Source organism: Ruegeria sp. YTSC230, from assembly GCF_059609665.1.
In genome coordinates this window covers 1-19684 of the sequence record NZ_JBXWMC010000016.1, presented here as the reverse complement: position 1 = coordinate 19684, position 19684 = coordinate 1, and the positions used below count along the sequence as shown (strand labels likewise).

The 19684-nt window shown below is 58.2% G+C and carries 18 protein-coding genes and 1 tRNA gene; 6 read left to right on the top strand and 13 right to left on the bottom strand.

Annotated elements, in window-relative coordinates:
- The first annotated feature begins 76 nt into the window (after window positions 1-76).
- Window positions 77-163 (top strand) — tRNA-Leu (locus AC2FD9_RS22245).
- Between the two features lie 103 nt (window positions 164-266).
- Here AC2FD9_RS22245 and AC2FD9_RS22240 read toward each other — a convergent pair.
- The 11 genes from AC2FD9_RS22240 to AC2FD9_RS22190 form a co-directional block, all read right to left on the bottom strand.
- Window positions 267-719: an SRPBCC family protein gene (locus tag AC2FD9_RS22240; protein ID WP_109313033.1), complete on the bottom strand. Its 453-nt coding sequence runs from the start codon at window positions 717-719 to the stop codon at window positions 267-269.
- Window positions 720-825: 106 nt separating this feature from the next.
- Window positions 826-1638, bottom strand: a complete 813-nt coding sequence (locus tag AC2FD9_RS22235; protein ID WP_496838854.1) for an XdhC family protein — start codon at window positions 1636-1638, stop codon at window positions 826-828.
- A gap of 11 nt (window positions 1639-1649) precedes the next feature.
- Window positions 1650-2837, bottom strand: a complete 1188-nt coding sequence (locus AC2FD9_RS22230) for a vWA domain-containing protein (protein WP_496838853.1) — start codon at window positions 2835-2837, stop codon at window positions 1650-1652.
- Window positions 2837-3703: an AAA family ATPase gene (locus AC2FD9_RS22225; RefSeq protein ID WP_496724366.1), complete on the bottom strand. Its 867-nt coding sequence runs from the start codon at window positions 3701-3703 to the stop codon at window positions 2837-2839. Before AC2FD9_RS22225 ends, AC2FD9_RS22230 begins: the two co-directional genes overlap by 1 nt.
- Window positions 3704-3808: 105 nt before the next feature.
- Window positions 3809-6226 (bottom strand): aerobic carbon-monoxide dehydrogenase large subunit, encoded by a 2418-nt coding sequence (locus AC2FD9_RS22220; protein WP_496838852.1) that lies wholly within the window; start codon window positions 6224-6226, stop codon window positions 3809-3811.
- Entirely contained in the window at window positions 6223-6717 is a 495-nt protein-coding gene (locus AC2FD9_RS22215) for a (2Fe-2S)-binding protein (protein ID WP_109313028.1), read from the bottom strand. Before AC2FD9_RS22215 ends, AC2FD9_RS22220 begins: the two co-directional genes overlap by 4 nt.
- Before the next feature lie 14 nt (window positions 6718-6731).
- Entirely contained in the window at window positions 6732-7565 is an 834-nt protein-coding gene (locus AC2FD9_RS22210; RefSeq protein ID WP_058275190.1) for an FAD binding domain-containing protein, read from the bottom strand.
- Window positions 7566-7704: 139 nt separating this feature from the next.
- On the bottom strand, window positions 7705-8790 hold the full coding sequence (locus tag AC2FD9_RS22205; protein ID WP_496838851.1) for an MHYT domain-containing protein: 1086 nt from the start codon (window positions 8788-8790) through the stop codon (window positions 7705-7707).
- A 142-nt stretch (window positions 8791-8932) separates the two neighbouring features.
- Entirely contained in the window at window positions 8933-9937 is a 1005-nt protein-coding gene (locus tag AC2FD9_RS22200; RefSeq protein ID WP_496838850.1) for an ABC transporter substrate-binding protein, read from the bottom strand.
- Complete coding sequence (locus tag AC2FD9_RS22195; protein WP_058275187.1) at window positions 9916-11283, bottom strand: sensor histidine kinase; 1368 nt, start codon at window positions 11281-11283, stop codon at window positions 9916-9918. Before AC2FD9_RS22195 ends, AC2FD9_RS22200 begins: the two co-directional genes overlap by 22 nt.
- Window positions 11273-11941, bottom strand: a complete 669-nt coding sequence (locus tag AC2FD9_RS22190; RefSeq protein WP_282154090.1) for a response regulator transcription factor — start codon at window positions 11939-11941, stop codon at window positions 11273-11275. The genes AC2FD9_RS22195 and AC2FD9_RS22190 overlap by 11 nt, the downstream gene beginning before the upstream one ends.
- 108 nt (window positions 11942-12049) lie before the next feature.
- Here AC2FD9_RS22190 and AC2FD9_RS22185 point away from each other — a divergent pair, with 108 nt between their 5' ends.
- The 5 genes from AC2FD9_RS22185 to AC2FD9_RS22165 all read left to right on the top strand — a co-directional run bounded on the left by AC2FD9_RS22185 (window position 12050) and on the right by AC2FD9_RS22165 (window position 17045).
- Entirely contained in the window at window positions 12050-13027 is a 978-nt protein-coding gene (locus tag AC2FD9_RS22185; RefSeq protein WP_058275185.1) for a tripartite tricarboxylate transporter substrate binding protein, read from the top strand.
- A 69-nt stretch (window positions 13028-13096) separates the two neighbouring features.
- Complete coding sequence (locus tag AC2FD9_RS22180; RefSeq protein ID WP_496727345.1) at window positions 13097-13579, top strand: tripartite tricarboxylate transporter TctB family protein; 483 nt, start codon at window positions 13097-13099, stop codon at window positions 13577-13579.
- A gap of 1 nt (window position 13580) precedes the next feature.
- Window positions 13581-15092 (top strand): tripartite tricarboxylate transporter permease, encoded by a 1512-nt coding sequence (locus AC2FD9_RS22175; protein ID WP_058275183.1) that lies wholly within the window; start codon window positions 13581-13583, stop codon window positions 15090-15092.
- Complete coding sequence (locus tag AC2FD9_RS22170; RefSeq protein ID WP_496838849.1) at window positions 15082-16269, top strand: CaiB/BaiF CoA transferase family protein; 1188 nt, start codon at window positions 15082-15084, stop codon at window positions 16267-16269. Before AC2FD9_RS22175 ends, AC2FD9_RS22170 begins: the two co-directional genes overlap by 11 nt.
- Window positions 16266-17045 carry a citryl-CoA lyase gene (locus tag AC2FD9_RS22165; protein ID WP_282121204.1) on the top strand — a complete coding sequence of 260 codons (780 nt, stop codon included), beginning with the start codon at window positions 16266-16268 and terminating at the stop codon, window positions 17043-17045. The genes AC2FD9_RS22170 and AC2FD9_RS22165 overlap by 4 nt, the downstream gene beginning before the upstream one ends.
- A 4-nt stretch (window positions 17046-17049) precedes the next feature.
- Here the strand turns inward: AC2FD9_RS22165 and AC2FD9_RS22160 are convergent, their stop codons facing one another.
- Entirely contained in the window at window positions 17050-18564 is a 1515-nt protein-coding gene (locus AC2FD9_RS22160; protein ID WP_496838848.1) for a heme biosynthesis protein HemY, read from the bottom strand.
- Window positions 18565-18574: 10 nt separating this feature from the next.
- Window positions 18575-19684, bottom strand: a 1110-nt coding sequence (locus AC2FD9_RS22155) for a COG4223 family protein (RefSeq protein WP_496838847.1), incomplete at its 5' end; no start/stop codon positions are given.

Sequence of the window (19684 nt, the reverse complement as noted above, 5' to 3'; positions counted from 1 at the left end):
AAAAAACTTTCAAAAATCTTCCCGAATCTGGTTGACCCTTCCAGCCAGTGGGCTTAAACGCCCCTCCACGACACCTGCCCAGGTGGCGGAATTGGTAGACGCGCTAGCTTCAGGTGCTAGTGTCCGTATGGACGTGGAGGTTCGAGTCCTCTCCTGGGCACCAAATCCCCTTAAAATCAAACCACTGATATTCTCTTACCGGAATTGAGTTTCCGTGGGATGTGATCTGACGCGGGCCGGTCCATTCACCGGCCCTGTCACGCGCCTTAAGTGACGGATTGTTCTGAAACAACTTCGCCAAACCGGGTGAAAAATTTGCCCGACAGCTTTTTCGCCGTACCAGCGATTAGGCGGCTGCCCAGTTGGGCGATTTTTCCACCAACCTCGACCTTGGCTGTATAAGCCAGAACAGTTTCGTCCCCATCTTCGGTCAGCGTCACGTCTGCGCCACCCTTGGCAAATCCGGCGGCACCGCCCTTGCCTTCCCCGGTCAAGGAAAACCCGTCCGGTGCATTGGCAGTGTCCAGCGTCACAGCGCCCGCAAACCGGGCTTTGACGGGGCCGATTTTCAAGACCACCTTGGCCTCCAGATCTTCGGGTGAATTTTGGATCAGCTCTTCGCACCCTGGGATGCATTCCTGCAGGATTTCGGGATTATTCAGAGCCTTGTAAACCACATCCCGCGGCGCAGAGATGCGGACTTCGTCACTCAGTTCCATTCAACTTTCCTTTGTTCAACAGCATCTTGGATAAACCAGAAGCGCGGTCTCTGTCGCCTCTTCCGGAGTTTGTTCGGGACGCGCGGGCCACAGGGACCTCAGGCGTTTAAGCACGTTTCTCATCATGGGACTCCGTTTTGGATTTGTCACTGTTTCGCCAAAGCACAATTTCAGCCAGAATCGACACGGCGATCTCATGCGGGTCGATCGCGTGGATGTTCAGACCTGCCGGTGACTTCAGCCGCGCAGCTCGTATCGGGTCCAAACCTTGCGATATCAGCTTGGCCACCAGCGTTTCGGCCTTGCGATGGCTGGCCACCATCGACACCCGCTTGGCGTCCGTTTGCAGAGCGGCGGCTAGGGCCGCGGCATCCCCTTGTCCTTGCGAGGCCACGACAACGAAATCCCGCGGCTCCACCCCTAGGTTTTGGACGGAGTCCAGAGTGAACCGTTGACAGTCACCTTTAGTCTCTGACCCGTCACTGAGACAGACGCGAAACCCAGCCAGTGCCCCATGGGCTGCCAGAGCCACTGCAATCAGCGACTCGCCAAAAATCACCAATCGCGGTGCGTGCTGATACGGCTCGACAAGCAGATCGACAGTGCCGCCGGACGGGCAACCGCTTTTGAACGTCTGAATGCCATCAGGATCGGCCATGTTCACCACCTTTTCCGAAGGTTTGACGCGGATCATTTGCGGCGTTCCGCTGGACAACGCCTGCTGGGCCGAGCATCGAACCGCACGTTGAACGCAGCCCCCGCCCAAATGGCCCAGGATCCGTCCATCTTTTGTAATCGCAGCCTTGCCCCCGGCTTTCGCCGAAGTTGCATCCGCAGTCCGCAACACCGTGGCCACGCAAAAGGCTTCATCAGTTTTGCGCAGCTGCTCAATCGTGTCGAATATGTCGAAGCTTGCCATGTGGGCTCCTTTCACAGCTTACGGAATTGCGGCTCCAGCGCCGCCAGCGCCTCAAGCGTATTTGCGGGCAGGTGCGCGTCCAGATACGGCTCAGCTGCCTGCATTGCGGCGGCAATGGGCTGGTAGTCGCGCCAGCCTTTCAACGGGTTCAGCCAGACGATCCGCCGGGCCTTGCGTCGAATCCGGGCCAATACATCGCCCAACGCTTGCGGGTCCGAGCTGCAATACCCGTCAGACAGGATCAGTACGATGGTCCGACCGTTCAGTGCGCGCGCGCCATATCCATTTAGAAAATGCTCAAGACTGCCTGAGATATCCGTGCCTCCGCCAAACCCTTCGGCCATCAGCGACAACCGCCCTGCTGCGCGCAGCGAATCGTGGTCGCGCAACGCATCCGTGACGCGCATCAAGCGCGTATGGAACAGATATGCGTCCGCTTCGGTTCCTGTGCCAATCAAGCCTTTCAGGAAAGCCAGAAAGACGCGCGAATATACCGTCATCGAACCGCTTACATCGCACAGTGCAACGATCCGCATCGGACGCGGTGGGCGGGCGCGGCGATACAGGTCCATCGGCTCGCCGCCCCGTGCAAGGCTGGCGCGCTGTATCCGGCGCATGTCCAGAGCAGGCCCCCTTAGCGCTTTTTTCCGCCGGCGTGAGCGGCGGTCGCGGATGGCGCGCGCCAGCGCTGTCGCCGCTTGTTCGGCCTGCTTCAGTGCGTCTTCATCCACCAGTTCACGCAAATCCCGACGCGACAGGTTAGCTGTACGGGTCGCAATCAGCTTACCGTCTCTCCCCACGGCCTCCCCGTCGCCGGGATCAGGGGTTGCGTCCTGATCCGAATCGGAACTGGTTTCCTGAATGTCTTGGCTTTCTTGCTGCCAGATCATCGGCTTGGCGGATTGCACCCGAACATGCGCGGTTTGCGCCATTCCGGTCCGTTGTTTCCCGGCATTTAGCCAATATGCATCGAAAAGATCGTCAAACCGTCGCCAGTCTTCCGCGTCACCGGCCAGCAATACACACAGCGCCTGTCTGGCCTGCGGCAGATCCGTCGCCTCTACTTCCGCCAGCACCGCCAAGGCATCCCCGGTCTCTGCCGGTCCGACGCGCATCCCGTTCATGCGCAAATGTGCAATGAAACCAGACATGCGGTCCGCCAGACCAGAGGCACGAGAAGGGAACCGGGTGACCTGCATCACGCCACCTTTCCAATCAGGCGATCCATCACTTCAGGCGGGGCCGCGTCATAATCAGCTGCGGTTTTCAGAAGACAGACAAGGGTTGCCTGAACCTCTTCGCGGGACTGCGCCATGTCGTTGACACCCAATCCTGAAAGGGCTGCCGCCCAGTCCAGCATCTCGGCAATGCCGGGAGTCTTCTCCAAGTCTTCTTTGCGCAAAGCCTGCACAACGCCAACAATCTGGCGCGCCAGCTGCCCTTCAACTTGGGGCATGCGGGCTTTCAGGATCGCCATTTCGGTTTCACGCGATGGGTAGTCGAGGAAACTGTACAGACATCGGCGGCGCAATGCATCGGACAAGTCCCGCGTGCCATTCGCTGTTAGAATAACGATCGGCTTTGAACGCGCCGGGATCGTACCCAGTTCGGGAATTGTGATTTGAAAATCCGAGAGGATTTCCAACAGATACGCTTCGAATTCTTCGTCGGCCCGGTCAATTTCATCAATTAGCAGAACCGGAGGGGCATCTTGTGAAATAGCCTCTAATAAGGGTCGTTTCAGCAGATATTCATCTGAGAAAAGCTGTGCTTCGCTCGTTCCGCCCTGCGCCTCGCTCGCTCGGATCGCCAGAAGCTGACGCTGATAGTTCCATTCATAAATGGCATGACCGGCATCGAGCCCTTCATAACATTGCAGCCGGATCAACCGGGTGTCCTGCCACGCGGCCAGAGCCTTTGCCACTTCGGTCTTTCCAACGCCAGCAGGACCTTCCAACAACAATGGCCGCCCTAATTGCTGTGCCAAATGCAGCGCCATCGCCAACCGGTCATCGGAAACATAGCCCTGCGCGGCCAATCCGTTCTGAACATCACTCAAAGTCAAAACCAGGATCCAATCTTCATCTGGCCAAAAATATCCCGGGGGAGGTTCGGAGGGGGTTCTACCCCCTCCGTTCGGTCGGACCGGCAACAGCCGGTTCGAAACCGTTTACCCGTGCATCCCCAACCCGTTGGCGATCTTCCAGATCCGCCAATGATCATGCGGCATATGGCTTTGCACCAACCCAAAGGGCCGGAACGCATCATGTACCGCGTTCGAGAACGCAGGCACGCCGCCGACATTCGGGCTCTCGCCCACGCCCTTGGCACCGATCGGGTGGTGCGGAGATGGCGTGACCGTGTGATCGGTGGTGTAGTTGGGTGTCTCCCATGCTGTTGGCAGGAAGAAATCCATCAGCGTCGCGGTCTTGACGTTGCCCATCTCGTCATAGGCAATCTCCTGCCCCATCGCGATAGCCAACGCTTCGGTCACGCCGCCATGGACCTGCCCTTCGATGATCATCGGGTTGATCCGCGTGCCGCAATCGTCCAGCGCGTAGAACTGCCGAACGTCCCATTCGCCGGTATCCACGTCGATCTCCATGACACAGATATAGGCCCCGAAAGGGTAAGTCATATTTGGGGGGTCATAGTAGCTGACGGCCTCCAGACCGGGTTCCAGCCCCGGAATAGCCTGGTTGTAAGCGGCAAAAGCGATCTCTTTCATGGTCTTGAACCGCTCAGGCGCGCCTTTGACCGAGAAACGATCGACATCCCATTCGACATCGTTGTCATGGACCTCGAGCAGATAGGCCGCGATCATCTGCGCCTTGGCGCGGATTTTTCGCGCGGCCATAGCTGTCGCAGCTCCGGCAACCGGCGTCGAACGAGACCCATAGGTGCCAAGCCCATAGGGTGCCGTGTCGGTATCACCTTCCTCCAACGTGATATCGTCTGCAGGAAGCCCGATCTCACTGGCGATGATCTGGGCAAAGGTTGTGGCGTGGCCCTGACCCTGGCTGATTGTCCCCAGCCGCGCGATGGCGGAACCCGTCGGGTGAATCCGGATTTCGCACGAGTCGAACATGCCCAGCCCGAGGATATCACAGTTCTTCACCGGTCCGGCCCCGACGATTTCGGTGAAATGCGTCAGGCCGATGCCCAGCAGTTTGCGAGTCTTACCAGCCTTAAAATCCTCGATCCGTTGCGCCTGTTCCGCCCGCAGACCTTCATAGTCCACGGCCTTCAGCGCTTTGTCCCAAGCGGTGTGGTAATCGCCCGAGTCATACTCCCAGCCCAGCGCGGACTGATACGGGAACTGATCGGCCTTGATGAAGTTGATCCGGCGCAACTCGGCCGCGTCCATGTTCAGCTTGATGGCCAGTACCTCGATCATCCGTTCGATGAAATACGCAGCCTCGGTCACCCGGAACGAACAACGATAGGCAACACCGCCCGGTGCCTTGTTGGTGTAAACCCCATCCACAGCCAGATAAGCAGTTGGGATGTCATATGACCCAGTGCAGATGTTCATGAAACCAGCCGGAAATTTGGTCGGGTCGGCACAGGCGTCAAATCCACCATGATCCGCTGTGGTATGACACCACAAGCCGGTGATCTTGCCGTCTTTCGTGGCAGCTATCTTGCCTTGCATCCAGTAGTCGCGGGCAAACGCGGTGGACATCAGGTTTTCCATCCGGTTCTCAACCCATTTCACCGGTTGGCCGGTGACGATCGAGGCGACAACCGAGCAGACATAGCCCGCATAGGCGCCAACCTTATTGCCAAAGCCACCACCGATATCAGGACTGATCACCCGGATATTGTGCTCGGCCAGACCCGAGATCAGCGATACAACGGTACGGATCGCGTGCGGGGCCTGAAACGTGCCATAAAGCGTCAGCTTGCCGGTCACCTTATCCATCGAGGCAACACAGCCGCATGTCTCCAGCGGGCAGGGATGGGTCCGATGGTAATAGACCATCTCCTCAGCCACGACATCGGCCTCACCCAGAACTGCCTCGGTCGCGTCCTTGTCGCCCTGTTCCCAGGTGAAGATATGGTTGTGGTGCTTTCGCGGCCCATGTGCGCCCTCTGTCTGACCCGCAAGGTCTTCACGCAGGACAACGTCCGATTTCAGAGCCTCGAAAGGATCGGTCAGAACGGGCAGCTCTTCATAGTCAACCTCGACCAACTCGGCCGCATCCGCAGCGATATACCGATTTTCAGCGACGACATAGGCAACTTCCTGGCCCTGGAACAGAACCTTGCCATCGGCCAGCACCATTTGCTTGTCGCCCGCCAACGTCGGCATCCAATGCAATCCCAATGGCGCAAGGTCTTCGGCGGTCAGAACGGCAACAACGCCAGGTATCGCCATCGCAGCCTCTTTGTTCACGCTGACGACGCGGGCATGGGCATAGGGAGAGCGGACAAAGGCGCCAAACAGCATCCCGTCCATCTTGATGTCATCGACATAATTGCCCTTGCCCTGGGTAAAGCGCACATCTTCGACGCGCTTGCGCGAACTGCCCATCCCTTTGAGATTGGCGACGCGTTCTTCGGGGGTCAGAGTCTGGTCGTTCATTCCGCAGCCTCCTTCTGAGCGTTTAGCATGTCGGCAGATGCCGCGATCGCCTTGACGATGTTCTGATATCCGGTGCAGCGGCACAGGTTGCCGGACATGCCAAAGCGGATGTCTTCCTCGGTCGGGTTCGGGTTTTCTTGCAGAAGACGATGCGCGCGGGTGATCATGCCCGGCGTGCAAAAGCCGCATTGCAGCCCGTGATGTTCGCGGAACATCTCTTGCAGAACCCCGAGGCTGCCGTCGTCATTGGTCAGCCCTTCGACAGTAGTGATATCGGCCCCGTTCACCTGTGCCACAAAGGTCGTACAGGACTTGACGGACTTGCCGTCGATATCCACGGTACAGGCCCCGCAATGGCTGGTTTCGCATCCGATATGCGGGCCTGTGATTTTCAAATCTTCCCGCAGGAAATGGATCAACAGCGTGCGCGGCTCGGCCAGACCTTCGACCTGCTTGCCGTTCACGGTGAGTTTTACGTGCATTTTTGACATCGTTGTTCCTCCCCTCAATCCGCGCGGCTTTGCGCGCGTTCGATGGCGCGGCGCAGCATCACAGCGGCCACGTGTTTCTTGAATTCGACGGGACCACGATTGTCGGCCACCGGGTCGATGGCTTCGAGCATCGCGGCGACACAACCGCTGACATCCCCATCCGCCAGCGCATTGCTTGCGCTTTCAGACCAGACGGGTGTGTCCGCCAGATTGGTCATCGCGACCGAGGCCTGACCATTGCCAACCATCACGGCAGCTGCCGCTGTCGCATAATCACCGATCTTGCGTTTCTGCTTTTCATAGGCCTGACCCACACCCGCGCCCGGCACCGGGATCGAAATCCGGGTAAGGATTTCCTCATCGTCACGCGCAGTGAAGTAAGCGGCCTCATAAAACTCACGCGCAGCGACACTGCGGCGACCATCGGGGCCAGACAGTTCGAACGTCGCGTTCAGGCATTGCATCAACCCCGGCATATCATTGCCCGGATCACCATTGGCGACGTTCCCACCAACAGTTCCCACATATCGCACCTGAGGATCCGCGATCTGCAGCGCGGCCTCTCGGATCAACGGAATGGCTGTAGCCAAGCCGTCATGAGTGATCAGCTCATGCTGGGTCACCATTGCGCCAAGCGAAACCGTGTCGGCACCAACCTCGATGCCCTTCAGCTCCTCGATAGCTTGCAGATCGACTAGGTGGCCCATTTCGGCCATGCGCAGCTTCATCATCGGGATCAGGCTGTGCCCGCCCGCGATCACGCGCGCTTCATCTCCGTGTTCCTGCAAAATGCCAATGGCCGAGGCGATATCGCCTGGCCGGTGATACTCAAAACCGGCTGGTATCATGTTTTTCCTCCCTGGGTCCAAGCGGTATGCCTTGGGGGACCTGCGGTAAGGAAAGAATGCTGAAGCCATCCGTTCCAGCCAGTGGAAACGGAGAGCGCGGCTTATTTCACGAAATGCGAATGCGCTGCACGAGCTGCGATCAAAGGCCCAGCGCCTCGCGAATGTCCGTCAGGCGGGATCGGCTGACCGGCACCTTGGCTAGCGCATCGACACTATCGAAATAGCAGGTGCCGTTGTCCTTGTGCCTCTCGAACCGCGAGACCTGTTTAGGGTTCACCAGATAACTGCGATGAGCCCGCAAAAAACCGTCAGGCGCCAATCGCGATTCAGCTTCGGTAATGGACCACGGGCAAAACAGTTTCTCGGCGTTCATATAGAGAACGGTGTAATGCCCTTCGGCCCGGATGGCTGCGATATTTGAAGGCTGGGCGAAAAAGGTTTGTCCCTCCCGCTCAAACGGTACCCCAGCCCGCAATGTGGGCTCTGGTTCCGGCGCGCTGGGCGATATCTCTGCTGCCGTAGGTTCGATGAAGGTGATGCCCGTTAGCAGGAATGCACCACAGATCAGGAACACGGAAACAGTGACCCCCATCGCCAGCACCTGATTGTTTAGCGCCGGCCCGGCGCGACCGGCGGTATCGCTTGCGACAAAATCAGTCAGGCCGGTGGCGACAAAATGCATGGTGAAGACCGCCAACCCGAAACACACCGTTCCCAGCAGAATGTTGCGTTGCGTTCGGTTATCATAGGCAACCCAGATTGCCAGCACCGACAGAACGACCGAGGCTAGGGTCGAAATCACCACGTCCCAAAGATTGTAAACGGGGCGGCACAGCTCCATCCCGGCCATGCCGACGTAATGCATGACAACAATCCCCAGACCCACGATCACGCCCGCACCAACAATTGTTCCCATTGTGCGGGGGCGGAAATGTAGGATCAGCAGCGCCAGACCAACCATCAGGATCGCGACCAGCGCTGAGATCAGGGTGATCAAAGCATCGTAGTAAAACAGGATCGGCAGTTGCAGGCCCAGCATGGCCACGAAATGCATCGACCAGATACCACCGCCCAGAATGATCGCAGCCAACGCCACGACCAGTTTGCGTTTCTGATCGTCCAGTTTTGAGGCCCCATGCGTTAGATAAAGGCCGGTGAATCCGGCCATCATCGCAACAGCGAGAGACGCCGCCACAAGCCAAGCGTTATGAGAATAGTCCAACATTTGGATTTACACGCCCTCCCCGACGCGTGGGTGACGTTAGCAAACGGAATTGATTGCGACAATTGATGTTGGAAAGGAATTCCAACAGCATCGGTGCCGGTTTCAGTTTTTACCGACCCGTCGGGCTTAGGTGACAGTCTTATTACTGAATAACGGCATCTTCCCATGCAGAAAGAAACTTTGTTCGTTTCAACCCGTCAAGAAAGGTCAGTAAAGCGGGATCAAGGCCGATTCTCTCGCGCCCGTCAGAACCATCACTTGGCTGCAAAAGAGGAAGCGGGCTGGCCTCTTCGGCCACTGCTGGCCGCTCAGTTACGAGGTATCGCAGCAGCAACTCGGCTGCTGTGGGTTCTGGCGTGGCTTTCGAAACCATCGCTGTGCGCATCATAATTGTTTGAAAATCAGACGGCAACACGACCTCAAGGGCGTCTTTGCCCTCGGCTCGGACAGCGGCGTAACTGCCCAGAACATTGTAAGCAACCAGGATCGAGCCATCCGCTAGGTCATTGATCATTTCGCCCGAGCAGCAATAAAGCCGGACATCCAGGCCGCCCATAACCTCCATCAAGCGCCAATACGTCTCAGACGCGCGCGCATCCTGGGTTGCAAACAGATATCCCAGACCAGATTGGCGCACGTCATAGGTGCCAACTTTGCCCCGAAATTCTTCGGGCCGTTTGCGCAATGCCTCGATCAGGCTTTGCCGGGTCTGGGGGATGGGCTGCCCTTCAAACGCGGTTCGGTTTATCACGATTGTCGCGGGTTCCGAGGTGAATGCGAAAAGGCTGTGGTGCCATTGCGCCCAGTGCGGGACGGGCACATCGTCGATAGACAGGGCAAAGCCGTCATTTGCCAGTTTCAACTGCAGATCCATCGCGCTCGAGATGATCACATCGAAGGCATCGGGCGTTGCGCGGACTCGACGGTTGATGTCGGCGGTTCCGGAAACGAGGTATTCGACACTAATCCGGGGGTTCTCCGCAACAAACCCCTCGATCACCGGCGCGAACAAAACAGTATCGGTGCTGGAAATCACCCGAAGGCGCGGACCTTCGGCGCTTTCATTAAAGACCAGACGGTCTTCCCAATCGTCGGCCCATCCGAGGCAGGGAGCCACCAACAAAACTAGAGCGATAAGATAACGCATGCGCCCCCCTTTGACCGGTTCTTTAGGATCAATGCGCCCCCATGCGCCGTTGCCACATCCTGTGCGATCGTCAACCCCAGACCGGACCCGATGGTCCCAACCGCGTTCTGTCCGCGTTCGAACCGTCGCGTCAGCGTGTCGATTTCATCAGGCGGAAAGCCTGGACCCGAGTCGCGCACCTGAATCTGGGGTTCGGGATGTGCAATGATCGTGATCTCAACAGCGCTGTCAGATGGTGCGTATTTCATCGCGTTATCGACCATATTTCGCACAGCATTTTGGATCAGGATCGAGTCGCCCGAGTAAGGAACCGAGGGCTCACCCGACAATGAAAGCGTCAGCTCCTTCATTTCGGCAATCGGGATCAGGCGCTGCACCAGATCGCGGATCAGTACGACCAAATCAATCTCTTCCCGTTCCAGATGATCCGCTCGGAAGGTGATCATCGCGTGATCCAGCAACTGCCCTGCCGCGCGCGAGCTTTCGTCGATGGCACGTACCATGGCCTTCAAGGCTTCGCGGTTGTCTTCCCGTTCCACGCGGTGAAGGGTCGCCTCGGCATAAGACCTGACGGTGGCAAGCGGCGTTCGCACCCGGTGCGCGGCTTCGGCGATAAAGTCCTCGGATTGGCTAAGCGATTGGTCCAGACGACCCATGAGCGAATTCAGCGACGTCACCAGCGGCGCCATCTCTTTTGGCACGGGTTTCTTGAACGGGCTCAGATCCTGCGGACCTCTGCGTGTGACCGAGGTCGTCAGTTTGTTCAACTGGCCGATCGTTGATGATGTCACCCAGAATGACAGCGCGGCGGTCAGCAGAAAGAACCCGATCCCCAAATACGCTGCATTGCGTGAAATCTGATCCAGCGTGTCGGATAACGCGTCCTGCGTTTGCCCCAACGCGACCTCAATCTCGGTCTGGCGGCCCAAACCGACCAGCGTTCGGCTGGCGCTGACCTGTCGGACACGCTCGCCGCGGACCTGACCGGTTTGAAAGGCCCACCTGCCTTCAATCGGGCCGTCTGCGAGGCTCAGATCCTCATATCCGGACAAGAATTCTCCATCCTGATAAATGGCATAGAACACCCGGTCATCCGACGGCGTGCTGAGCATGGAAAACGCGGCATAGGGGATGTCCACCTCTAGGTGACCATCCCTAAGCGCTGCGGCATCAAGGATCGACGAGACGGACGCCCCCAATATATCGTCCTGTCCCTGTTGGGCGACTTTTGCGGCATAACTGCGCACCGTCAGGAACAATAGGATCGCCAGGACCGCCGCTCCGCCGATCAGCGTCAACACCAGCCTATTTCTTAGTGATCCCGAAACAGTTGGGCTAGTCGTCATGATCCAACCTGTATCCCAGCCCGCGCAACGTAGTGATTTTCATGCCGGATTTTTCAAGATGCTTGCGCAGGCGTCCGACATAGACCTCAATCGCGTTGTCCGACACGTTGTCATCATAAGAAAACAACCTGTCCGCCAGCTTCTGCTTGGAAAACACCTGACCCGGCGCGTTTATGAACAGCTCGATCATTCTCAACTCGCGATTGCGTAGGGAGAGCGTGACACCATCGACGGTCAAATGACCAGCAACCGGATCAAAGATAATTCCGCCAACTTCAATCGTCGACTTTGAGCTTCCGGACTTCCGACGCAGAACGGCGCGGCAGCGGGCCTCAAGTTCAGCATGATCGAAAGGCTTGGTGACGTAGTCGTCCGCCCCCAGATCGAGCGAACCGATTCGATCCGAAACCTGACTGCGCGCGGTCAGAACGATCACCGGCGTGTCCAAACGGCTTGCGCGGTGCTGCCTTAGGAACTCGCGGCCATCCCCATCGGGTAACATGATATCCAGCAGGATAAGGTCGTATTCTTCGGTCGCAACAAAGGCGCGCGCATCCTCTAAATTTGCTGCGTGATCAACAACATGACCATCCAGCTGCATGCGGGAACTGATCGCGTTCGCGAGGTCGAGATTGTCTTCGACAAGCAGAAATTTCATGGGCGAAAATCAGTTTCTTTTTGCATGACAGGTTGATGTCAGGTTGGCGTGTTTAGGTGCAGGATAATCTGTGCCGCTGAGCGGCCAGTTGTCAAATGGGAGGACATAATGACAACATTTAACCTGGGCCGTCGGGCCCTGATCGCAGCTGTTGCAGCAATTGGTCTGGTTGGACCTGCCGCATCCGAAGAAGTCGTCGACAGCATCCACTTTCTGATCCCCGGCGGCGCCGGCGGTGGCTGGGACGGTACCGCCCGCGGAACTGGCGAGGCCTTGACCAATGCTGGTCTGGTGGGCACAGCATCTTATGAGAACATGTCGGGCGGCGGCGGCGGTAAAGCCATCGGATTCTTGATTGAAAACGCCGACAGCAACCACGGCACGCTGATGGTCAACTCAACCCCCATCGTGATCCGCTCGCTGACCGGTGTGTTCCCGCATAACTTCCGTGACCTGACACTGGTCTCGGGCACAATCGGCGACTACGCAGCGATTGTTGTAGGCAAAGATAGCCCGATCAACTCGATGGCGGACCTGCTGGCCGCCTATGACGCGGATCCGGGCGCAACCGCGATTGGTGGCGGCTCGGTTCCGGGCGGCATGGACCATCTGGTCGCTGCAATGGTTATGGAAGCCGCTGGCAAGGACGCGCTGGGCGTTAAATACATCCCTTATGACGCGGGCGGAAAAGCTATGGCTGCATTGCTGTCGGGTGAGATCGCTGCACTGTCGACCGGTTTCTCGGAAGCCGTCGATCTGGCCAACGCGGGTGAGGTTAAAATCATCGGTGTGACCGCAGAGGAACGCGTTGATGCCGCACCTGACGCACAGACCATGAAAGAACAGGGCATCGACACCACTTTCGTGAACTGGCGTGGATTCTTTGCTGCCCCCGGCCTGCCCGAGGACAAGCTGGCCGCCTATCAGCAAGCCATCGCCAAGATGTATGACACGCCCGAATGGGAAGAGGTTCGTGCCCGTAACGGTTGGGTCAACATCCACAACTCGGGTGCCGATTTCGAAGCGTTTCTGGAAGGTCAGGAACAGCAGATCAGCGACCTGATGAAGAAGCTGGGCTTCCTCTAAAGCAATCTACGGCAGAGCGTTTGATCGCTCTGTCGTCCCAAAAAACCAAGATACAGGGGAGGGGACGTTATGGCGCTGGATCGCTGGATCGCGCTTATTTTGCTGGGTGTTTGCCTGACATATGGGTACACCGCCTGGTTCACGATGGACGGAAGCCTTCCTCCTTTCATGCAAAGAAATCCGATCTGGCCCAGCACGTTTCCAAAGGTGCTGTCTATTCTGGGCGTGGTCGCGTGTTCAATCATCCTGCTTGGCTTGGAAAAGAGCGAAGTCAAAGAGGCCGATATCGATTACCGCAGACTTGGGGAATATCACCTGGGTCAGGCAATTTCTCTTCTGGTGCTGATGGTTGTCTATGCCCTGTGCCTGCGCCCGGTCGGTTTTCTGATCGCGACATCCAGTTTCCTGATCCTTGGGTCTTTCATTCTGGGTGAACGCAAATGGCACATCATGCTGCCCGTGGCGTTCGTTGCCACCGGATCCGTTTGGTATCTGGTTCAGGAAGTTCTTGGAATTTATATGCGCCCCCTGCCGGGCGTGTTCGGAGGCTGACATGCTTGAAGGACTTCTGATCGGCCTGCAAACGGCATTCTCAATTCAAAACCTGCTGATGGTTGTCGCGGGCTGTCTGATCGGCACGTTTATCGGCATGCTTCCGGGTCTGGGCCCAATGTCGATCATCGCAATCATGATCCCGGTTGCTATTTCGATGGGCGATCCATCCGCCGCGCTGATCCTGTTGGCAGGCGTTTACTATGGCGCGATCTTCGGCGGCTCGACGTCGTCCATTCTGCTGAATGCGCCGGGGGTCGCGGGCACCGTGGCCTCAAGCTTTGACGGTTACCCAATGGCCCGGCAGGGCAAGGCGGGCAAGGCCCTGACCATCGCAGCAATCGCCAGTTTCGCAGGCGGCACGATCGGTGCCATTTTGCTGATGGTCTTTGCTCCGGCACTGTCTTCGGTCGCTCTGCTGTTCCATTCAGCCGAATACTTCGCGCTGATGGTGGTAGGTCTTTCGGCCATCGCAGCCTTTGCCGGTTCGGGGCAGGTGGCAAAGGCCATCATCATGACGACCATGGGATTGATCATGGCCACCGTCGGAGAGGGCGCGCTTTTCAATCTTCCGCGTTTCACAATGGGTATCATGGACCTGCAATCCGGATTTGGCTTCATCACTCTGGCCATGGCAATGTTCGCCTTGCCCGAGGCGTTGTTCCTGGTGCTTAAACCCAAGGACCTGAAAGGGGATGACGGCAAGATCAAGGATCTGCGCATTACCAAGGCCGAGGCAAAGGCCATCACCCCGGTCATCGGCCGTCAATCGGTGCAGGGCTTCTTTATTGGCGTCCTGCCCGGCGCCGGCGCGACAATTGCCAGTTTCCTCGGCTATGCGGTGGAACGGAACATTGCCCCCAAGGATGAGCAGGAGGAATTCGGCAAAGGCTCGATCAAAGGCCTGGCCGCGCCTGAATCGGCGAATAATGCGGCTTGCACCGGATCTTTCGTGCCGCTGCTGACACTGGGTATTCCCGGATCCGGGACGACCGCGATCCTGCTGGGTGCCTTGATTGCCCTGAACGTCACCCCGGGCCCGCGTCTTATGCTGGATGAGCCTCAGATCTTCTGGGCGGTGATCATGTCGATGTTCATTGGCAACCTCGTCCTGCTGATCCTGAACCTGCCGCTGATCCCGTACATCGCCAAAGTGCTGGCCGTTCCGCGCAACTATCTGATCCCGTTCATTTTGTTCTTCACACTGATGGGGGCCTATATCGGGCAGAACAATGCCACCGAATTGCTGATCCTGGTGGGTTTCGGCGTATGCGCAACGGCCTTGAAGTTCGCTGACTATCCGCTGGCACCCCTGCTGATCGGGTTCATCCTTGGCGGCATGATGGAGGATAACTTTTCGCGCTCGATGCAGCTGTATGATGGCATCGCGTTTATCTGGGAACGTCCGATGACCTTGGGACTGCTTGCCATTGCCGTCCTGCTGGTTCTGCTACCCAGCTACCGCGCACGTCGTGCACGGGCACGGGCCGCTGGTGTGGCTGATGGGGACTGAACCGCTCAGGGGTGTTCGGGTTCTTGATCTGACAAACGTGCTTGCTGGCCCGTATTGTTGTTACCAACTGGCTCTGATGGGGGCCGAGGTGATCAAGGTCGAACGCCCCAATAGCGGTGATCTGGCGCGTGTGCTTGGGGCTGATCCTGACCGGAACAAAGCTGGTATGGGGGTCAGTTTTCTGGCGCAGAACGCGCAGAAGAAATCGGTCACGCTGGATATGAAATCCAGTCGAGGCAAGGCTCTGCTAAAGCAGCTTGTGAAAACGGCGGATGTTCTGGTTGAAAACTTCCGGCCCGGCGTGATGGATCGGTTGGGTCTGGGGTACGAGGTTCTGCGTACCAAAAACCCCACCTTGATCTATTGTGCAATCAGCGGGTTCGGACAGGACGGTCCGCGCCGCGACGACCCTGCCTATGACCAGATCGTTCAGGGCATCAGCGGGGTCATGTCGATCACCGGCGCACCGGAGACAGCACCCTATCGTGTTGGTTATCCGTTGGCTGATACAGTTGGGGGGCTGACAGCCGCCTTCGCAATCAGTGCTGCGTTGAACGCACGACCACGCGGCGCATTCCTGGACATCGCCATGTCCGAGGCCGTGATCTCAACCATGGGATGGGTTGTGTCCAACTACCTTGTCGGCGGTGTGATGCCCGGCGCGCATGGCAATGAAAACACAACGTCGGCACCGTCCGGTACCTTCGCCACATCCGACAGCCCGATCAACATCGCCGCCAATCGCGATGAACAATGGCAAGCCCTCGCCCGGCATCTTGGCCGCGAGGACCTGTTGGATGACCCTGAATATACAACACGCGAAGATCGCAAACGAAACCGCCACGCTTTGCGGGATGAGCTGGAGAAGTCCCTAATATTGCGTCCCGCGAGCAAGTGGGTCAGCGAATTGAATGGCTTGGGCGTACCCACGGGGCAAGTGCTGACAGTCCCCGAGGCGTTGGCCGACGAACAACTCTCTGACCGGGGGCTGATTGGATCTCTGCACGTGCAAGGAGAGGACATGCAGCTGGCAGGCAGCCCCGTGGTGATGGACGGGCAGCGAAAAATGCCGAAAGTCTCACCGCCGGAATTGGGCGCGGACAACGATTCAATCTGGTCCGAACTTGGCTTGTCACCGGATGAGATCAAGGAGTTGGCCAAGGATGGTGTGATATGAGCGATGTTTCCGACTGGTGGAGCACATCCATCATTGACATGGAACCCGGGCGCATCGCCCTGCGCGGTGAACCCATCGAGGACCTGATCGGCAACCTCAGTTTCGCTGAAATGATCTGGTTTCTGGTTCGCGGCAGCCGCCCGTTACCCGCGCAGGCAAATCTGTTCGAAGCGGCCCTGGTTGCCGCGGTGGATCATGGACCACAGGCACCTTCTATTGCGACGGCCCGGATGGCAGTGACCTGCGGTTTGCCTTTGAACAACGCAATGGCCAGCGCGGTGAACATGCTGGGCGACATCCACGGCGGCGCCGGTGAGCAGGCGGTTGAGCTGTATCACTTTGTCGGGTCCCACTCGGGCGGGATCGGTGCAGCGATTGACGACTGGATCGACGACCACGGAAAGATACTGCCGGGTTTCGGCCACCGGTTTCACACTCCGACCGATCCACGCGCACCGCGACTGATGGCTCTGGTCGCTGAGGCCGTAGAACGCGGCGCGTGTGACGGACGTTTCCGGAAAATCGCGTTGGATATCGAGGCAGAGCTTGCACGCCGCAAAGGCATATCCGTCCCGATGAACATCGACGGGGCCACGGCTGTCATCTACGCAGAGCTTGGGTTCGAACCACCGCTTGCGCGTGGTTTGTTTTGCCTCTCCCGGTCAGTCGGCATACTGGCACATGCGTGGGAGCAAATGCAGCAAGGTGGCCGCAACAAAGGCCCCACACCTCCGACGTACCGCTGGACTTATGTCAGGAACTCGCCTGAGGAATAGCGCGTCAGGCCTGTTTCTCGACCACGGGTTCGACGTCGGGGCGGACTGGTTCCACATCCAATTCGATGATCTCGGGATCAACCGGTTCCTCGACGTCTTCCACTTCAACCTCGACCTCAGCTTCCGGCTCGCTGCTGTCTTCCAACGCACCAACAATCAGAGGCAGCATATGGACACCCGTCGCGCTTGCGATTTCCGGCGTTTGCGGTGTTTGCCAACTGAGCGTGTCAAAGCTGCTGCAGTTCTGACAGACCGGAGCCCACTCGGGCTGGATGTCATGACAATTGTCGCAGACCCATTGTGGCCCGCGCGGTGCAGTCAGCGCCTTGGCCAGCCAACCCTGTACTACCGCGTCCGAGGACCCCTCGCCCCGTTCAATAGCGGCCATCAACGTGTAACCGCGCGCATCCGCCTGCTTTTCGACCACATCGCCCAGTGCGCGACGCGCCTCGGGGAAGTCTTCGGCCACGATGTTCAGCTCCGCCAAAATCAGACGGGTTTCCATATTCTCAGGGTGAATGCGGGTCAGCGCAGTAAAGCGTTTGATCCGTTCATGTGGCGTTTCATCCGGCGCAATCTCTGCAAAGACATGGGCGAGGTCGGGGTGCGGCTGCACCTCCCACGCTTTTTTCACTATTTTGGTCGCATTGCGCGGTTTGCCTTTTTCAATGTAAGCGCGCGCTGCCATTGCGGCCGCAGGAACCAGATCAGGAGACAGGCGGTTCGCCTCAATCGCGCGCTCTTGCTGTTCGACCGTGGCGTTCTCGTCCAGTATCCCTTTGGCCTCGGATAGGGCCAGCACAGCATCACGTCGCTTGAACACGTCACGCGGCAGGTGACCGGATTTCAACTTGGCAGTCAATGTCGACCGCGCGCCTGCCCAATCTTGCGCCTTGGTCTGAAGACCTAACAAAATGTCCTGTGTTTCCAGATGGCGCGGCTTCATGGCCAACGCTTTTTCGGCCAGTTTGCGGGCGGTTTCGTCATCCCCTTCGGCCAGTTTCTGTTTCATGATACCGCGCACACCGACAAAGCGGGTTGCATTGTCCGTCACCAGCTTTTTGTAGGTGTCAGCCGCCTTTTGGGTGTCACCGTTCATCTCGGCAGCCTGAGCCACCAGCAGGTTGGTCAGCTCGGGTTTGTTCAAAAGCCGCTCTGCCTTGGTGGCCTTGTTCAAAGCCACGCGCCCTTCGCCCGATGCCAGCGCCATCAGACCATCGGACAACGCTTGATACCCACGCTGCTCGCGACTGCGATCGAAATAGCGCGAGAGTGCGGTTTCGTCTCCGTTGAGGAACTTCAGCGTGGCGATCAACAGGGTCAGCAGCTTGAACAAAAGCCAAACTGCAAAAACCAGAACGCCCAGTGCGATGACCGATTGCAACGGCCCCAAAGTGTACTCCGTCCCGCCGGCTGTGATCTGTATACCACCGCTGGTTTCCATGAGGGAACCCGCACCCACGGCCAGAAGACCGATAATCGCAACAAAAACTAGAATCTTAAACAGTGACCACAGCATGGCAGGTCCTTCAGTTCGAGTTCACGCTAGGCTGAAGCGCATTGGCGGCATCCACCGCGGAAACCCGCGCCTGGGCTACCTGCTCCCAATCAGCCATAGCTGCCTGCGCCGCTTCGGGCAGGGATTTAAGTTCGGTCAGGGCCGTTGAGACGTCGCCACTGGACAGAGCCGACTCGGCACGAGACAGGATCGCATCCGGACCATCGCCATCTTGTGGGGTGACCGAACGCGCCCCGGTCTGTCGCTGCAGGAACGCCACCAGACCAGTGGCTTTGTCCGCATCCCGTGCTTCCGCCAACGCGGTTCGCGCAGCGGGTGAGAACGATGCCCGCAAGGTCGACACGCTTGCAACACCCTTATCGGCGGGGCCCGATAGCGCCTCAGGCACATCAACGCCGCCTGCCTTCAGTTCGGCGACAAGGTCTGCGTAAGGCTGACCAGCATCCAGTTGACCATGCAGGCGCGACAGGATCGCCGCGTTGGTCGCTGCCAGAGCCTCTGCCGAAGCTTTCGCCTCAAGCGTTTGTGCGTCCGACACCATTTTTTCTACTTCGGCCCGCTGCGCCGCCAGTGAGTCCTGTAATTTTTTCAGTTCGGCCTCAAAGGCTGCCGACGCTTCGGGGGACGCGCCTTGGGTCAGCGCGTCATTTTCAATTTTACTTAGGCGGCTGGCCAAAGGATCAATCTTGCCCGCCAACTCATCGACACTGGATTTGAGCGTATCCAGATCGGAGGTGATCGGCGTCACCTGATCGGTCAGCGCTGCAATCTTGCTGTCGACGCCAGATGTGTCGGACAGGGATTTGGTCAGCGCCTCGATCTGAGTGGACTGATCGTTGAGCTTCGCCTCAAGCGTCGTAAGCGCATCTGTATCACCAGATCCGAACAAGCCCGCGCTGCCGGCTGCAAACCCGATTCCCGCCGCGATCACACCGCCGAGCAAAGCGGGAACGAATCCACTGCGTTTTTCTTCCTGCTGCGGCTCTTCACGATGCGCTTCTTCCGGCGGAGTGGAGTTCTCTTCCTGGGTCAGTTCTACAGCCGCTTCGGCTTCGGCTTCGGCTTCGGCTTCGGCTTCGGCTTCGGCTTCGGCTTCGGCTTCGGCTTCGGCTTCGGCTTC

Excerpts from the sequence above, each read along its gene's own strand:
- AC2FD9_RS22240 (WP_109313033.1), bottom strand. The coding sequence starts at position 719 with ATGGAACTGAGTGACGAAGTCCGCATCTCTGCGCCGCGGGATGTGGTT.
- AC2FD9_RS22235 (WP_496838854.1), bottom strand. The coding sequence starts at position 1,638 with ATGGCAAGCTTCGACATATTCGACACGATTGAGCAGCTGCGCAAAACT.
- AC2FD9_RS22230 (WP_496838853.1), bottom strand. The coding sequence starts at position 2,837 with ATGCAGGTCACCCGGTTCCCTTCTCGTGCCTCTGGTCTGGCGGACCGC.
- AC2FD9_RS22220 (WP_496838852.1), bottom strand. The coding sequence starts at position 6,226 with ATGAACGACCAGACTCTGACCCCCGAAGAACGCGTCGCCAATCTCAAA.
- AC2FD9_RS22215 (WP_109313028.1), bottom strand. The coding sequence starts at position 6,717 with ATGTCAAAAATGCACGTAAAACTCACCGTGAACGGCAAGCAGGTCGAA.
- AC2FD9_RS22210 (WP_058275190.1), bottom strand. The coding sequence starts at position 7,565 with ATGATACCAGCCGGTTTTGAGTATCACCGGCCAGGCGATATCGCCTCG.
- AC2FD9_RS22205 (WP_496838851.1), bottom strand. The coding sequence starts at position 8,790 with ATGTTGGACTATTCTCATAACGCTTGGCTTGTGGCGGCGTCTCTCGCT.
- AC2FD9_RS22200 (WP_496838850.1), bottom strand. The coding sequence starts at position 9,937 with ATGCGTTATCTTATCGCTCTAGTTTTGTTGGTGGCTCCCTGCCTCGGA.
- AC2FD9_RS22195 (WP_058275187.1), bottom strand. The coding sequence starts at position 11,283 with ATGACGACTAGCCCAACTGTTTCGGGATCACTAAGAAATAGGCTGGTG.
- AC2FD9_RS22190 (WP_282154090.1), bottom strand. The coding sequence starts at position 11,941 with ATGAAATTTCTGCTTGTCGAAGACAATCTCGACCTCGCGAACGCGATC.
- AC2FD9_RS22185 (WP_058275185.1), top strand. The coding sequence starts at position 12,050 with ATGACAACATTTAACCTGGGCCGTCGGGCCCTGATCGCAGCTGTTGCA.
- AC2FD9_RS22180 (WP_496727345.1), top strand. The coding sequence starts at position 13,097 with ATGGCGCTGGATCGCTGGATCGCGCTTATTTTGCTGGGTGTTTGCCTG.
- AC2FD9_RS22175 (WP_058275183.1), top strand. The coding sequence starts at position 13,581 with ATGCTTGAAGGACTTCTGATCGGCCTGCAAACGGCATTCTCAATTCAA.
- AC2FD9_RS22170 (WP_496838849.1), top strand. The coding sequence starts at position 15,082 with ATGGGGACTGAACCGCTCAGGGGTGTTCGGGTTCTTGATCTGACAAAC.
- AC2FD9_RS22165 (WP_282121204.1), top strand. The coding sequence starts at position 16,266 with ATGAGCGATGTTTCCGACTGGTGGAGCACATCCATCATTGACATGGAA.
- AC2FD9_RS22160 (WP_496838848.1), bottom strand. The coding sequence starts at position 18,564 with ATGCTGTGGTCACTGTTTAAGATTCTAGTTTTTGTTGCGATTATCGGT.